Origin of the sequence: Streptomyces sp. NRRL B-1140 (genome assembly GCF_001280065.1) — a bacterium.
GTDB lineage: Bacteria > Actinomycetota > Actinomycetes > Streptomycetales > Streptomycetaceae > Streptomyces.
On the sequence record NZ_LGEA01000001.1, the window covers coordinates 332,782 to 347,901 of the forward strand.

Here is a 15,120-nt window from a genome sequence, read left to right on the forward strand (position 1 = left end):
AGGTTATCGCGGACCGTTGACTGCCGTCACCAACACGATACGCTCCAGAGGCGAGCCCACCACGCCAAGGGGGCGAACCGTATGAATCCACGGGGCACGGCCCACGTCGACACCTTCGCCCGGGACCACCTCCCACCCCCGGACCAATGGCCCGAGCTCCGCTTCGACTTGCCGGAGCTGCACTACCCCGAACGGCTCAACTGCGCCGCCGAGCTGCTGAACGGCCCGCCCGACGAGCGCCCGGCGTTCCTCACCGGCACCGGCGAGCCGTGGACGTACGGCGACCTGCGCGCCCGGGTGGACCGCATCGCCCATCTGCTCACCGGCGAACTCGGTGTCGTCCCCGGCAACCGGGTGCTGCTGCGCGGCCCCACCACCCCCTGGCTCGCGGCGTGCTGGCTGGCGGTGCTGAAGGCGGGGGCCGTGGCGGTCACGGTGCTGGCCCAGCAGCGCCCGCACGAGCTGAGCACGATGTGCGAGATCGCCCGCGCGCGGCACGCCCTGTGCGACATCCGGGCCGTCGACGACCTCGCCAAGGCCGAGGTCCCCGGCCTGCGGATCACGACCTACGGCGGCGACGCCCCGGACGACCTTTTGAAGCGCCCCGCCCCCGGCACCCCGTACGAGGCCGTCGCGACCGCGGCCGACGACGTGGCGCTGATCGCCTTCACCTCCGGCACCACCGGCCGCCCCAAGGGCTGTCTGCACGTCCACCGGGACGTCCTGGCGATCGCCGACACCTTCTCGCGGCACGTCCTGAAGCCCGTGCCCGACGACGTGTTCACGGGCAGTCCCCCGCTGGGCTTCACCTTCGGCCTCGGCGGGCTGGTGGTCTTCCCGCTGCGGGCCGGGGCGAGCGCGCTGCTGCTCGAACAGGCCGGGCCCCGGCAACTGCTGCCCGCCATCGCCCGGCACCGGGTCTCCGTGCTGTTCACCGCCCCGACGGCGTACCGCGCGATGCTCGACGAGCTCGACGGGCACGACCTCTCGTCGCTGCGCCGCTGCGTCTCGGCCGGCGAGAACCTGCCCGCGGCGACCTGGCAGGCCTGGCACGAGCGCACGGGCCTGCGCGTCATCAACGGCATCGGCGCCACCGAGCTGCTGCACATCTTCATCTCCGCGGCCGACGACCGGATCCGGCCCGGGACCACGGGCGTTCCGGTTCCGGGCTGGCACGCGCGCGTGCAGGACGAGGACGGCGATCCCGTGCCCGACGGGCAGCCGGGGCTGCTCGCCGTGCGCGGGCCGGTCGGCTGCCGCTACCTCGCCGACCCGCGGCAGCGGGACTACGTGCGCGGCGGCTGGAACGTCACCGGCGACACCTACGTCCGCGATCCCGACGGCTACTTCCGCTACGTCGCCCGCGCCGACGACATGATCATCTCCGCCGGCTACAACATCGCCGGCCCCGAGGTGGAGGAGGCGTTGCTGCGGCACCCGGACGTGGTCGAGGCGGCGGTCGTGGGCCGGCCCGACGAGGCCCGCGGACAGGTCGTGCTGGCCTTCACCGTCCTCAAGGAGGGCGCGGAACACGACGCCGAGGCGCTGCGCGCCTTCGTGAAGGGCGAGCTCGCGCCGTACAAGTGCCCGCGTGAGATCGTCTTCCTGGACGCGCTCCCGCGCACTCCCACCGGCAAACTCCAGCGGTTCAGACTGCGCGCCCCCGGGGTACCGGAACGCGACCGCGAATGATCCGTACGACCTAAGATGATCAACGTGTCCGACCAGCATGCACCACGGTCTCTCATCGTCACGCTCTACGGCGCGTACGGCCGCTTCGTGCCGGGCCCCGTGCCGGTGGCCGAGCTCATCCGGCTGCTGGCCGCGGCCGGCGTGGACGCCCCGTCCGTACGCTCCTCAGTGTCGCGGCTGAAGAGACGCGGACTGCTCGTTCCGGCCCGCACCGCCCAGGGCGCGGCCGGTTACGAACTGTCCCCGGACGCGCGCCAGCTGCTCGACGACGGCGACCGCCGCATCTACGCCTCGGCCCCGCCCGAGGACGAGGGCTGGGTGCTCGCGGTGTTCTCGGTGCCGGAGTCGGAGCGGCAGAAGCGGCACGTGCTGCGTTCCCGGCTGGCCGGGCTCGGCTTCGGCACCGCCGCCCCGGGGGTGTGGATCGCGCCGGCCCGGCTGTACGAGGAGACCCGGCACACGCTCCAGCGGCTGCGGCTCGACGGGTACGTCGACTTCTTCCGCGGTGACCACCTCGGGTTCGCCCCGACCGCGGAGGCCGTCGCCCGGTGGTGGGACCTGGCGGCCATCGCCAAGGAGCACGAGGCGTTCCTCGACCGCCACGCGCGCGTGCTGCGCGACTGGGAGAAGCGCGAGGACACCCCCGCCGAGGAGGCCTACCGGGACTACCTCCTCGCGCTGGACTCCTGGCGCCACCTCCCGTACACCGACCCGGGCCTGCCGTCCGAGCTGCTGCCCGCCGACTGGCCGGGGGTCCGCTCGGCGGCCGTGTTCCGGGGGCTGCACGAGCGGCTGCGGGACGCCGGGGCGGGGTTCGTGGGGCTCTGACCCACGCGGGCACCGCCCGGTTCGCCGGGTTTGCCCCGTCACGGAACGGTCAACGATGTCCGCGAGCGGACGGAGCACGGAGCGGGAGGCGGGCCGAGGCATGACCGTCACCACACCACCGGGCACGGCGGGCGCCCGCGCGGACCGGCTCCGGTGAGACGGCTGGGCCGCTCGGTGCACGGCGGGTGGCGGCGGGCCGGTGCGCACACCCTCCTGCGGCAGGGCCGCGACCTGGAGTTGATGCACCGGGCCACGGGGTTCGCCACGCTCGCGCTGGTCACGCTGGCGCCGCTGCTGATCGTGGTGGCCGCCGCCGACCCCCTGGGACGGGGCGGTTTCGCCTCGTGGCTGGCCGACGGCATGGGGCTGTCCGGGCGGTCCGCACGGCTGCTCACGGACATCATCAGCCCGCCGCGCAAGGTCATCGGCACCACGAGCGTGCTCGGCGGGGTGGCGCTGGCCGTCTTCGGTGTCGCCTTCGGCGGGAGTGTGCAGAACGGCTACGAGCGCATCTGGGGCCTGCCCTCGGGTCCCTGGCACCGCGTGTGGCGGCAGGCGGTGTGGATGATCGCGATGACCGCCTACCTCTACCAGGAGGTGCAGACGCGCAGCCTCGTCTCCGGACCGGAGCGGATCGCGCTGAGCTCGGCGTCCGGAGTGCTGTTCTTCTGGTGGGGGCAGCGCTTCCTGCTGGGCGGGCAGGTCCGCTGGCGCGATCTGCTCCCGGGCGCGCTGGCCACCATGCTGGGGCTGGGCGGCCTGCGCATGTTCTCCTACTTCGTCTTCACCCCTCTCATCGTCACCAACGCGATCAGCTACGGAGCGATGGGCGTCGTCCTCGTGGTGGAGTCCTGGCTCATCGGCGTGGGCTTCGTCGTCTACGGCGGGGCGCTCCTCGGCCGCTGGGCCCTGGAGCACCACGGGCACCGGGTCCGCACCGGGTAGACCGCACTCTTCCGTAGAAACGCACATGCCGCCCCTGGGGGTGCAAGCCGCCGCTCATGCGAATCGACAGGGGTGTTTTGGCTCGCATCTGCGGCATTATCATCGGCGCACGCCCAGCCGAGGGAGAAGACCCGTGAAGACCCGTACCGTGCGCCGGACCCGACGGCCGCTCCAGGTGGCCGCCGTGGGAACCGCCGCCCTGCTGGCCCTGAGTGGCTGCTCGTCCTCCGGTGCCGACTCCTCGGCGAAACCGGACTCCTCCGGGACGGGCAGGCTCTCCGGCGAGGTGACGGTGTTCGCCGCGGCCTCGCTGAAGGAGAGCTTCACGACGCTGGGCGAGCGGTTCGAGAAGGAGCACCCCGGCACGAAGGTCACCTTCAGCTTCGGCGGCAGCGACTCCCTCGCCGCGAGCATCACCGGCGGCGCCCCGGCCGACGTCTTCGCCGCGGCCAGCCCCAAGACGATGAAGATCGTCACCGGTGCCGGAGACGCCTCGGGGCCGCCCGCGACCTTCGTCCGCAACAAACTGGAGATCGCCACCCTGCCGGGCAACCCGCACAAGGTGACCGGCCTCCGGGACCTGACCGGCCCGGACCTGAAGGTGGTGCTCTGCGACAAGGAGGTGCCGTGCGGCGCGGCCGCCCGGAAGGCCCTCGGCGCGAGCCGGCTGAAGCTCACGCCCGTCTCCTACGAACAGGACGTCAAGGCCGCGCTGACCAAGGTCGAGCTGAAGGAGGCCGACGCCGCAGTCGTCTACCGGACGGACGTGCGGGCGGCGGGTGACAAGGTGGAGGGCGTGGAGTTCCCCGAGTCGGCCGACGCCGTCAACGACTACCCGATCGCCCTGCTCAAGGACGCGCGGAACACCGAGGCCGCCAAGGCGTTCATCGCGCTGGTGCGGTCCGCCGAAGGCCAGAAGGTCCTGAGCGGGGCCGGATTCCTCAAGCCGTGAGCCACCCCACCGACCGGCCCCGCGCCACGGACGGCACCCTCCGGGGCCGCCCGCGGCGCCGGCGCGTCCGCAGGGGCGTCCCGCTGCCGCTGCTGATCCCCGCGCTGACCGGCCTGGCCTTCCTGACCGTGCCGCTGGTCGCCCTGCTCGTGCGGACCCCGTGGCACAGCCTGCCCGGGCAGCTGACCAGCCCGGATGTGTGGCAGGCGCTCAGACTGTCCCTGCTCTGCGCCACGGGGGCGACCGCGGTGAGCCTGGTCGTCGGCGTGCCGCTGGCGTGGCTGCTGGCCCGCGTCGACTTTCCCGGCCGCGGACTCGTGCGCGCCCTCGTCACCCTGCCCCTCGTCCTGCCCCCGGTCGTCGGGGGTGTGGCGCTGCTGATGGCGCTCGGCCGCAACGGCATCGTCGGGCAGTGGCTGGACTCGTGGTTCGGGGTCACGCTGCCCTTCACCACGGCAGGCGTCGTGATCGCGGAGGCGTTCGTGGCGATGCCGTTCCTCGTCATCAGCGTCGAGGGCACCCTGCGGGCCGCCGACCCGCGCTACGAGGAGGCCGCCACCACGCTGGGCGCGTCCCGCTTCACCGCGTTCCGCCGGGTCACGCTGCCGCTGATCGCGCCGGGTGTGGCGGCGGGCGCGGTGCTGGCCTGGGCCCGGGCGCTGGGCGAGTTCGGCGCGACGATCACCTTCGCGGGCAACTTCCCCGGCCGCACCCAGACCATGCCCCTGGCCGTCTACCTGGCCCTGCAGAGCGACCCGGAGGCCGCGATCGCCCTCAGCCTGGTGCTGCTGGCCGTGTCGATCGCGGTGCTGGCGGGTTTGCGCGACCGCTGGATGCGTGCCGGATGACCGAGACCCACGAACAGGACCCGCACGCGGCCCCGGTGGCGGACGGGCTCGACGCCCGGCTCGTCGTGGACCGCGGCGGCTTCCGCCTCGACGTGGCGCTGACCGCCGCGCCCGGCGAGGTCGTCGCTCTGCTCGGGCCCAACGGCGCCGGCAAGACCACCGCGCTGCGGGCCCTGGCCGGTCTGACCCCGCTCACCGACGGCCATCTGCGGCTGGACGGCACGGAGCTGGACCGTACGCCGCCGGAGGCCCGCCCGGTCGGGGTGGTCTTCCAGGACTATCTGCTCTTCCCCCACCTCACGGCCCTCGACAACGTCGCCTTCGGTCCGCGCTGCCAGGGCGCGACCAAGGCCGAGGCCCGGGCGCAGGCCGCCGAGTGGCTGGAGCGCCTGGGTCTCGCGGCGCACAGCGGTGCCAAACCGCGCAGGCTCTCCGGCGGGCAGGCCCAGCGCGTCGCCCTCGCCCGTGCCCTGGCGACCCGGCCCCGGCTGCTGTTGCTCGACGAGCCGCTGGCGGCCCTGGACGCCCGCACCCGGCTGGAGGTCCGTGCCCGGCTGCGACGCCATCTGGCCGATTTCGAGGCGGTGGCCGTGCTCGTCACCCACGATCCGCTCGACGCGATGGTGCTGGCCGACCGGCTGGTGGTGGTGGAGCACGGCCGGGTCGTGCAGGAGGGCACTCCGGCCGACATCGCCCGCCACCCCCGCACGGACTACATCGCGCGGCTGGTCGGCCTGAACCTCTACCGGGGCGAGGCGGACGGCCACGCCGTCCGGCTGGCCGACGGGCCGTCCCTCACCACCACCGAGGTCCTGTCCGGCCCGGTCTTCGTGGCGTTCCCGCCGAGCGCGGTCACCCTGCACCGCGAGCGGCCCACCGGCTCCAGCGCCCGCAACCTGTGGCGGTGCGAGGTGGCCGGTCTGGAGACCCACGGCGACCAGATCCGGGCCGACCTCACCGGTGAACTGCCCCTCGCGGCCGACCTCACGACCGTCGCGGCGGCCGAGCTCGGCCTCCACCCGGGCGCGGAGGTCTGGGCCACCGTGAAGGCGGCGCAGACCCACGCCTACCCGGTCTGAGACGGCCGGCGTCCCCACGGGTCAGGCCGCCGTCCCGACCGGCGCGCCCTCCGGGGCGACGGCGGTCTCCTGCACGACGCGGCGGCGCCGCACCGGCACGACCGTCGGGTGGGCGACGCCCCAGGCCGCGCCCTTGCAGATGATCTCCTTGTAGAGGGCGGCGAGCCGGCCGGTCAGGGCCGCGGGCTTCGCGCGGTCGTCGGCGGTGACGTACTGGATCAGGCCGTCCTTGCGGCCCAGCGAGATGCACTGGTTGAAGTAGCGCACCGGCACGTTGGGGACCTTCCGGCCCGTCAGGCGGGCCGCGATGGCGTCGGCGGCCTGCCAGGCGGAGGGGACGCCCGAGGCGCACGACATCCGCAGCGGCTTGTCCCCGGGGCCCATCGCCAGGGCCGCGTCGCCGACGGCGTACACGTCCGGGTGCGACACCGAGCGCATGGTCCGGTCGACGACGATCCGGCCGGTGCCGGAGACCTCCAGGGTGGTGGCCTGTGCGATCGGGTGGACGGCGAATCCCGTGGTCCACACGGTGACGGCGGCCGGGAGGACCGTGCCGTCGGCGGTGGTGACGCGGTCGGCCCCGACGGCGGTCACGGCGGTGTGCTCGTGGACGGTGATGCCGAGCCGGTCGAAGGTCTTGCGCAGGTGTCCGCTGCCCTTGGGCGAGAGCCAGTCGCCGAATCCGCCGCGGACGGCGAGGGCGACATCCAGGTCCGGCCGGGCCTCGGCGATCTCGGTCGACGCCTCGATGCCGGTGAGGCCTGCGCCGACCACGACCACGGACTCTCCGGCGGTCAGGCCGGCCAGACGCTCGCGCAGCCGGAGCGCGCCGGGACGGCTTGCGATCTCGTAAGCGTGTTCGGCGGTACCGGGCACACCCTGGTCGTTCCAGCCGCTGCCGAGGGCGTAGACCAGGGTGTCGTATCCCAGCTCCTCGTCCTTCGCCTCCCCGGTCGCGTCGGGGGCGGCGACGGTGACCGTCCTGCGGTCCACGTCGACGGCGGCGACCTTCCCCTGCTTGAGTGCGACGCCGGTGCCCTCGAACATCTCACCGAAGGGCCGGGGCGTGAGGTCCTGGCCGGCGGCGAGCTGGTGCATCCGGACGCGTTCGACGAAGTCGGGCTCGGCGTTGACGAGGGTGATGGCTACGTCCTCGCGGTGCAGTCGCTTGGCGAGGCGCCCGGCGGCGGTGGCTCCGGTGTAGCCGGCTCCGAGGACGACGATGCGGTGCTGCATGGCGTGACTCCTGTCATGACGGCTGTCTTCAGCGGGTTCGCCTCTTGAACCGGGCGGCCCGCCGTTTCCTGACAGAAGCGCGATGTGATCCACGTCACATCACGAGAGGTCGGATCAGAAGACCCTGAGCAGGGGCTCCCCGTGATCGCCTGCGGCCCACAGGCGGGTCGCGCGTTCGAGCTTGTCGGGGTTGACCTGGTTGCGGAACGCCATGATGCCGTCGTCGGCGACCTCCAGGCACATGACGCCGATGACCCGGCCGTCGAGGACCACCACGAGGGCGGGGTCGCCGTTGGCGCTCCAGGCGTAGACGTCGGGTGAGCCGCCGACCAGGGCGCGCTTGGCGGAGCTGGGCTTGAACAGGCCCCGCATGAACTTCGCGACCGCGAGAGCACCCTCGAACGCCCTGGCGCGGGCCGGGACCTTCCCGCCGCCGTCGCCGACCGCGACGGCGTCCCCGGTGAGCAGCTGCACGAGCGGCTCGGTCCGGCCGCTGGAGGCGGCCGCGAGGAACTCGTCGATGATCCGCCGGGCTGCGGCCTCGTCGATCTCGGTGCGGGTGCGGGCCCTGCCGTCCGCGACGTGTTTCTTCGCCCGGTGGAAGATCTGCTGGCTGGAGGCCTCGGTGATGTCGAGGATCTCCGCGATCTCGCGGTGCGGGTAGTCGAAGGCCTCCCGCAGGACGTACACCGCGCGCTCGTTCGGAGAGAGGCGCTCCAGCAGGACGAGCACCGCGTACGAGACCGACTCGCGCTGCTCGGCGGTGTCGGCGGGCCCCAGCATCGGGTCCCCGGCGAGCAGCGGCTCGGGCAGCCACTGCCCCACATAGGTCTCACGCCGCGCCCGGGCCGAGGTGAGCTGGTTGAGGCACAGGTTGGTGAGCACCTTCGTCAGCCAGGCCTCGGGGACCTCGATGCGGTCGGTGTCGGCGGCCTGCCAGCGCAGGAACGTCTCCTGGACGGCGTCCTCGGCTTCGCTCGCCGACCCGAGCATCCGATAGGCCACGGCCTCCAGGCGCGGTCGGGAGGCTTCGAACCGGTCCACGTCGTCCAGCGTCAGGGGCATGCCACGGATCCTAGCGGCCGGGTGCGTCACCACCTCCGAGATCAAGTCGTGGTTTGGGGGCGTCCAGGCGGCCCGTCCGGGGGCGGCGGCTGCCCGCGCGGTACGGGGCCGGCCAGGGCGCGCCCGGTCCCGTGTAACCCTGTTCGGCCGCGGCGTGCAGGGTCCAGTGAGGGTCGTAGAGATGGGGGCGGGCGAGAGCGCAGAGGTCGGTGCGGCCCGCGAGGATCAGGGAGTTCACGTCGTCCCAGCTGGAGATCGCCCCGACCGCGATCACCGGGATGCCGGTGGCGTGGCGGATGCGGTCGGCGAACGGTGTCTGGTACGACCGCCCGTACTCCGGCCGTTCGTCCGCCACGACCTGACCCGTCGACACGTCGATGGCGTCGGCGCCGTGCGCGGCGAAGGCCCGGGCGATCTCGACGGCGTCCTCGGCACTCGTGCCGCCCTCGGCCCAGTCGGTGGCGGAGACACGGACGGTCATGGGCCGCTCCCCCGGCCACACGTTCCGTACGGCGTCGAAGACCTCCAGGGGGAAGCGCAGCCGCTTCTCCAGGGAGCCGCCGTAGGCGTCGGTGCGCCGGTTGGTCAGCGGGGAGAGGAAGCCGGACAGCAGGTAGCCGTGCGCGCAGTGCAGTTCGAGCAGGTCGAAGCCGGCCCGGGCGGCACGGACCGCGGACGCCGTGAACTGCTCGCGGATGTCCGTCAGTTGGGCGCGGGACAACTCGCGCGGCGTCTGACTGAACGGCTTGTACGGGAGCGCCGAGGGGGCCACGAGCGGCCAGTTGCCCTCCTCCAGCGGCTCGTCCATGCCCTCCCACATCGGTTTCGTGGAACCCTTGCGGCCGCTGTGGCCGAGCTGCACGCCGAGGGCGGTGCCGGGCGCCCGAGCGTGCACGAAGTTCGCGATCCGCTTCCAGGCCTCCGCCTGCCGGCCGGTGTAGAGGCCGGCGCAGCCGGGCGTGATCCGGCCCTCCTCGCTGACGCACACCATCTCGGTCATCACCAGTCCGGCCCCGCCCAGCGCCCGGGCCCCCAGGTGGACCAGGTGGAAGTCGCCGGGGACACCGTCGACGGCCGAGTACATGTCCATGGGTGAGACGACGACCCGGTTGCGCAGGGTCAGGCCGCGCAGCCGGAACGGCGTGAACATGGGAGGCGTGCCGGGCGGGCAGCCGAACTCGTGTTCCACCTTCTGTGTGAAGCGTGGGTCGCGCAGCCGCAGGTTGTCGTGCGTGACGCGGCGGCTGCGGGTGAGCAGGTTGAAGGCGAACTGACGGGGCGGTTGGTCCACGTACAGGGGGAGGTTCTCGAACCACTCCAGGCTGGCCCGGGCCGCGCGCTGCGTGGAGGCGACGACCGGTCGCCGCTCCGCCTCGTAGGCGGCCAGGGCCTCGGGCAGCGAGCCCCGCTCCTCCAGGCAGGCGGCCAGGGCGAGCGCGTCCTCGACGGCGAGTTTGGTGCCGGAGCCGATGGAGAAGTGGGCGGTGTGGGCGGCGTCCCCGAGGAGGACGACGTTGCCGTGCGACCAGCGGTCGCCGACCACCGTGCGGAACGTCGTCCAGGTGGAGTTGTTCGACTTCAGGGGACGGCCGCGGAGCGCCTCCGCGAAGATCTTGGCGCAACGCCCGATCGACTCCGCCTCGCCGAGTTCGTCGAATCCGGCCGCGTGCCAGACCTCTTCGCGCATCTCGATGATCACCGTCGAGGCGTCGGTGGCGTAGGGGTAGCCGTGGAGCTGCATGACGCCGTGCTCGGTCTCGGCGATCTCGAAGCGGAAGGAGTCGAAGGGGAAGTCGGCGGCGAGCCAGATGTAGCGGCAGCGGTGGGTCGTCACCCGAGGGCGGAAGACGTCCGCGTGCTTCTCGCGGGTGGTGCTGTGGACGCCGTCGGCGGCGATGACCAGGTCGTGGGTGTGCGGCAGGTCCTGCGGGGCCTCGGTGTGGAAGCGGAGGTCGACGCCGAGGTCGCGACAGCGGGTGTGGAGGATCTCGAGCAGCCGCTTGCGCCCCAGGGCGGCGAAGCCGTGTCCTGAGGAGGTGTGGCGGTTGCCGCGGTGGACGATGTCGATGTCGTCCCAGCGTACGAAGTCGTGCCGGAGGGCCTCGTAGACCTTCGGGTCGGCGTGCTCGATGCCGCCGAGGGTTTCGTCGGAGAGGACCACGCCGAAGCCGAAGGTGTCGTCGGGGGCGTTGCGTTCCCAGACGGTGATGTGCCGTTGCGGGTCGAGGCGTTTGAGGAGGGCGGCGGCGTAGAGGCCGCCGGGGCCGCCGCCGATGATCGCGACGCGCAGTGGTTCATCCGGCTCGGTGTGCCGGTGCGGGTCGTCGGTGGCCGTTCGCGCAGTTCCCCGCGCCCCCGAACGCGTCACGCTCACCGTCCGCTCCATTTGGGAGGGCGCTTTTCCGTGAACGCGGCATGGAACTCGGCGTAGTCCTCGCCGGTCATCAAGAGCGCCTGTGTGGAGGCGTCGAGTTCCACCGAGGCGGCCAGGGGCATGTCCAGCTCGGCCGTCAGGAGTGCCTTGGTCTGGGCGTACGCGAGGGCCGGGCCCTCTGCCAGGCGGCGGGCCAGCTGTTGTGCGGCCTTGTCGGAGGCGCCTTCCTCCGTCAGTTCGCTGATCAGGCCGATGCGCTCCGCCTCCAGGGCGCGGACCGGGTCGCCCAGCATCAGCAGACGGGTCGCGTGACCCAGGCCGACGACCCGGGGCAGGAGGTAGGCCGCGCCCATGTCACCGCCGGAGAGGCCGACGCGCGTGAAGAGGAACGCGAAGCGGGCGGTGGGGTCGGCGACCCGAAAGTCCGCGGCCAGGGCGAGGACCGCTCCGGCGCCCGCCGCCACACCGTGGAGTGACGCGATCACCGGGAACGGGCACTCCCGGATCGCGCGGACCACCTGGCCGGTCATCCGGTTGAAGTCCAGCAGTCGCGCGGTGTCCATGCCGAGCGTCGCGCCGATGATCTCGTCGACGTCGCCGCCGGAGCAGAAGCCGCGGCCCTCGCCGGCCAGCACCAGAGCCCGTACGGACCGCTCACGGGACAGTTCCGCGAGCAGGTCGCGCAGGTCGGCGTAGGCGCCGAAGGTGAGCGCGTTGAGCTTCTCGGGGCGGGCGAGGGTGACGGTCGCGACGCCGTCGTCGGTCTCGACGCGCAGATGCTCCCAGCCGGAGGTGCGGGCGGCGGAGCCGGTGAAGGGACTCATGACGTGCGGCCTCCTCGGGCGGGCACTGCCTCACTGAGCTCTACCCCACGAAGTTATCACTCATCCGTGACTGCCGTCATGAGTGCGCGATAGACCGTACGGGTAGGACTTCGGTGACCGGCCCGGCGCGACCCGGCCCGGTCACATCCGTCACAGATCGTCCACACCGGCGTAACGGCGGGAGCAGCGGTGCGCGGCGGCGCGTTCACCTGGGTAAGCCGTCCGGCACGGGGGCAAGGGCGCCTCCGACGGTGCCCCTCGGACGCCTCCGGAGAGCGGCGCCGTACCATTCATCAGGTTGAAAGCAGGATGTCCTGCTCCATGAACGGACCCGCCTTGTACGAACTCCCCTCAGCCCCCGCCTCCTGGCGCATCGCGCTGCCGCACACCGCAGCGGCGGTGCCCGTGGCTCGCGCCCTGGTCCGTACGGCGCTGACCGAGCTGGACCACGGGGCGGACTGCGACACCGCGGAGCTGCTGACGGCGGAGCTCGTGGCCAACGCCGTGGAGCACACCACGGGCGAGACGCCGATAGAGCTGGTCGTGGAGCTGATGCCGTCGGGCTGCCAGGTGGAGGTGCACGACACCGACCCGGCCCCGCCCGGCGACCTCACGTGTCCGGCCGGTGGACCACCCGACCCCTGGCAGGAGCACGGACGCGGGCTGCTGCTGATCCGCGCCCTGAGCTCCTCCTGCGGGCACCGGCCGACCGAGTCGGGCAAGGCGGTCTGGTTCAGGCTGTCCGCGGTGCCGGCTCAGCGGCGCCGGTCGGTGTGACACTCGCCACCGGGCCCGTTCAGGCCAGGGTGGCCACCATGACCGCCTTGATGGTGTGCATCCGGTTCTCCGCCTCGTCGAAGACGACCGAGTGGGCCGACTCGAAGACCTCGTCGGAGACCTCCAGGTACTCCAGACCGTAGGCCGCGTGGATCTCCTGCCCGACCCTGGTGCCGAGGTCGTGGAAGGCGGGCAGGCAGTGCAGGAACTTCACGTCCGGGTTGCCGGTGGCGCGCAGGACGTCCATGGTCACGGCATAGGGAGCGAGCGCGGTGATGCGCTCGGCCCAGACCTCCTTCGGCTCACCCATGGAGACCCAGACGTCCGTGGCGACGAAGTCGGCGCCACGGACACCCTCGTCCACGGTCTCGGTGAGCGTGATGCGGGCGCCGCTGGTCACGGCGAGCGCGCGGGCCCGGTCGACGATCTCCTCGGCCGGCCAGTACTCCTTCGGCGCGACGAGCCGTACGTCCATGCCGAGCAGGGCACCGGTGACCAGGTAGGAGTTGCCCATGTTGAAACGGGCGTCGCCGAGGTAGGCGAAGGAGACCTCGCCCAGCGGCTTGGCGCAGTGCTCGGTCATGGTCAGCACGTCGGCGAGCATCTGGGTGGGGTGCCAGTCGTCGGTGAGTCCGTTGTAGACGGGGACACCGGCGTGCGCCGCCAGCTCCTCCACCTTCCGCTGACTGTCGCCCCGGTACTCGATCGCGTCGTACATCCGGCCCAGCACCCGCGCGGTGTCCTTGACCGACTCCTTGTGCCCGATCTGGGAGCCGAAGGGGTCGAGGTACGTGGTCGAGGCGCCCTGGTCGGCGGCCGCGACCTCGAACGCGCAGCGGGTGCGGGTGGAGGTCTTCTCGAAGATCAGCGCGATGTTCCGGCCCTGGAGGTACCGGGGTTCGATGCCGCCCTTCTTGGCGGCCTTGAGGTCGGCGGCCAGCTCGACCAGAGCGCGGAACTCGTCCTCGGTGAAGTCCAGCTCTTTGAGGAGATGGCGGCCGGCGAGGGCGGTCGGGACAGTCGCCATGGGGGCGCTCCAGGGATACGGGGACACAGAACTTCTGGAATACTATACGAACCTCAGCATGTATATACGAGGGCCTGTCGGAGCGGGGTTCAGGGCACGGGCCCCAGGGGCCTGCTACACGGGGTCACGTTCGACCGGGCAGCTCATGCACCGCGGCCCACCCCGGCCCCGGCCCAGCTCGCTCCCCGGGATCTCTATCACCTCGATGCCCTGTTTGCGCAGGTGGGTGTTGGTGGTGGAGTTCCGCTCGTAGGCGACCACGACCCCGGGTTCGACGGCGAGCACGTTGCAGCCGTCGTCCCACTGCTCGCGTTCGGCCGCGTGCACGTCCTGGGTGGCGGTCAGCACACGGATCTCGTTCAGACCGAGGGCCGCGGCGATCGCGCGGTGCATGTGCTCCGGCGGGTGGTCGGTGACCTTCAGCTCCTTCTCGCCGACACCCGGCTCGATGGTGTACGAGCGGAGCATGCCGAGGCCCGCGTACTGGGTGAAGGTGTCGCCGTCGACCATCGTCATCACGGTGTCGAGGTGCATGAAGGCACGCCGCTTGGGCATGTCGAGGGCCACGATCGTCTCGGCGGACCCGGCGGCGAACAGCTTGTGCGCGAGCATCTCCACGGCCTGCGGGGTGGTGCGCTCGCTCATGCCGATGAGCACGGCCCCGTTGCCGATGACCAGCACGTCCCCGCCCTCGATGGTCGACGGGTAGTCGGCCTGCCCCTTGGACCACTCGTGGAACGTCTCGTCGCGGAACAGCGGGTGGTGCCGGTAGATCGCCTCGAAGTGCACGGTCTCGCGCTGCCGGGCCGGCCAGCGCATCGCGTTGATGGACACCCCGTCGTAGATCCAGGCGGAGGTGTCGCGGGTGAAGAGGTGGTTGGGCAGCGGGCCCAGCAGGAAGTCGTCCAGCTCCATGACGTGGAAGCGCACCGAGGTCGGCTCGGGGTTCTGGTCCAGGAACTCGCGTTTGGTCATGCCGCCGATCAGGACCTCGGCCAGGTCGGGCGCGGGCAGGTTCTCGAAGGCGGCTCTGAGCGGGTCGGTGGCCAGCGGGCCGTACTCCTTCTCGTCGAAGACTCTGTCCAGGACGAGGGATCTGGCCGCCGGGACCTCGAGCGTCTCGGCCAGCAGGTCACCGAAGAGGTGGACGGCGACACCGCGGTCCCGCAGGACGTCGGCGAACCCGTCGTGCTCGGCGCGGGCCCTGCGCACCCACAGCACGTCGTCGAAGAGCAGCGAGGTCTTGTTGCTGGGGGTGAGCCTTTTGAGCTCGAGATCGGGCCGGTGCAGGATGACGCGGCGCAGCCGCCCGGCCTCGGAGTGGACGTGGTATGCCATGCCTCCATCCTGACCGCCCGGGCCCGGGTTGACGCGCACCCCGCATGTTTCGGCGCACTTCTGTTCGTGTCCGGATGACGACAACGGGCGGGGCGGGGTGCGCGGTGGCGAGTGGGAGTGGGCGACGGCCACACC

The 15,120-nt window shown here is 72.2% G+C and carries 13 protein-coding genes; 7 read left to right on the plus strand and 6 right to left on the minus strand.

Translation table 11 applies throughout. The features are described from left to right. The first annotated feature begins 81 nt into the window (after positions 1-81). The 6 genes from ADK65_RS01435 (at position 82) to ADK65_RS01460 (ending at position 6,344) form a co-directional block, all read left to right on the plus strand. Complete coding sequence (locus ADK65_RS01435) at positions 82-1,692, plus strand: AMP-binding protein (RefSeq protein ID WP_053667901.1); 1,611 nt, start codon at positions 82-84, stop codon at positions 1,690-1,692. A 15-nt stretch (positions 1,693-1,707) separates the two neighbouring features. Beyond that, entirely contained in the window at positions 1,708-2,520 is an 813-nt protein-coding gene (locus tag ADK65_RS01440; protein ID WP_053667902.1) for a PaaX family transcriptional regulator C-terminal domain-containing protein, read from the plus strand. A gap of 153 nt (positions 2,521-2,673) precedes the next feature. After that, entirely contained in the window at positions 2,674-3,465 is a 792-nt protein-coding gene (locus ADK65_RS01445; RefSeq protein WP_420708938.1) for a ribonuclease BN, read from the plus strand. Between the two features lie 133 nt (positions 3,466-3,598). Continuing rightward, positions 3,599-4,417 carry a molybdate ABC transporter substrate-binding protein gene (gene modA, locus ADK65_RS01450; RefSeq protein WP_053667903.1) on the plus strand — a complete coding sequence of 273 codons (819 nt, stop codon included), beginning with the start codon at positions 3,599-3,601 and terminating at the stop codon, positions 4,415-4,417. Further along, on the plus strand, positions 4,414-5,265 hold the full coding sequence (gene modB, locus ADK65_RS01455; RefSeq protein ID WP_053667904.1) for a molybdate ABC transporter permease subunit: 852 nt from the start codon (positions 4,414-4,416) through the stop codon (positions 5,263-5,265). The genes modA and modB overlap by 4 nt, the downstream gene beginning before the upstream one ends. Next, positions 5,262-6,344, plus strand: a complete 1,083-nt coding sequence (locus tag ADK65_RS01460; protein ID WP_053667905.1) for an ABC transporter ATP-binding protein — start codon at positions 5,262-5,264, stop codon at positions 6,342-6,344. The genes modB and ADK65_RS01460 overlap by 4 nt, the downstream gene beginning before the upstream one ends. Before the next feature lie 21 nt (positions 6,345-6,365). On the opposite strand, the gene ADK65_RS01465 is transcribed toward ADK65_RS01460, so the two are convergent. The 4 genes from ADK65_RS01465 to ADK65_RS01480 all read right to left on the minus strand — a co-directional run bounded on the left by ADK65_RS01465 (position 6,366) and on the right by ADK65_RS01480 (position 11,843). Further along, a complete protein-coding gene (locus tag ADK65_RS01465; RefSeq protein ID WP_053667906.1) occupies positions 6,366-7,580 on the minus strand; it encodes an NAD(P)/FAD-dependent oxidoreductase in 1,215 nt (404 codons plus the stop codon). Between the two features lie 114 nt (positions 7,581-7,694). Further along, on the minus strand, positions 7,695-8,645 hold the full coding sequence (gene sigJ, locus ADK65_RS01470) for an RNA polymerase sigma factor SigJ (protein WP_053667907.1): 951 nt from the start codon (positions 8,643-8,645) through the stop codon (positions 7,695-7,697). A 10-nt stretch (positions 8,646-8,655) separates the two neighbouring features. Continuing rightward, positions 8,656-11,031, minus strand: coding sequence for a bifunctional salicylyl-CoA 5-hydroxylase/oxidoreductase (locus ADK65_RS01475; protein WP_053667908.1), 2,376 nt, complete (start codon positions 11,029-11,031; stop codon positions 8,656-8,658). Further along, a complete protein-coding gene (locus ADK65_RS01480) occupies positions 11,016-11,843 on the minus strand; it encodes an enoyl-CoA hydratase family protein (protein ID WP_053667909.1) in 828 nt (275 codons plus the stop codon). The genes ADK65_RS01475 and ADK65_RS01480 overlap by 16 nt, the downstream gene beginning before the upstream one ends. A 309-nt stretch (positions 11,844-12,152) precedes the next feature. On the opposite strand from ADK65_RS01480, the gene ADK65_RS01485 reads away from it, so the two are divergent. After that, positions 12,153-12,620, plus strand: a complete 468-nt coding sequence (locus tag ADK65_RS01485) for an ATP-binding protein (RefSeq protein ID WP_053667910.1) — start codon at positions 12,153-12,155, stop codon at positions 12,618-12,620. 19 nt (positions 12,621-12,639) lie between these two features. On the opposite strand, the gene argF is transcribed toward ADK65_RS01485, so the two are convergent. Then, positions 12,640-13,647, minus strand: a complete 1,008-nt coding sequence (gene argF / locus ADK65_RS01490; protein ID WP_053667911.1) for an ornithine carbamoyltransferase — start codon at positions 13,645-13,647, stop codon at positions 12,640-12,642. 114 nt (positions 13,648-13,761) lie between these two features. Beyond that, the gene (locus ADK65_RS01495; protein ID WP_053667912.1) at positions 13,762-14,985 is read right to left on the minus strand and encodes an arginine deiminase; all 1,224 of its coding nucleotides are present in this window, start codon (positions 14,983-14,985) and stop codon (positions 13,762-13,764) included. Between the last annotated feature and the right edge of the window lie 135 nt (positions 14,986-15,120).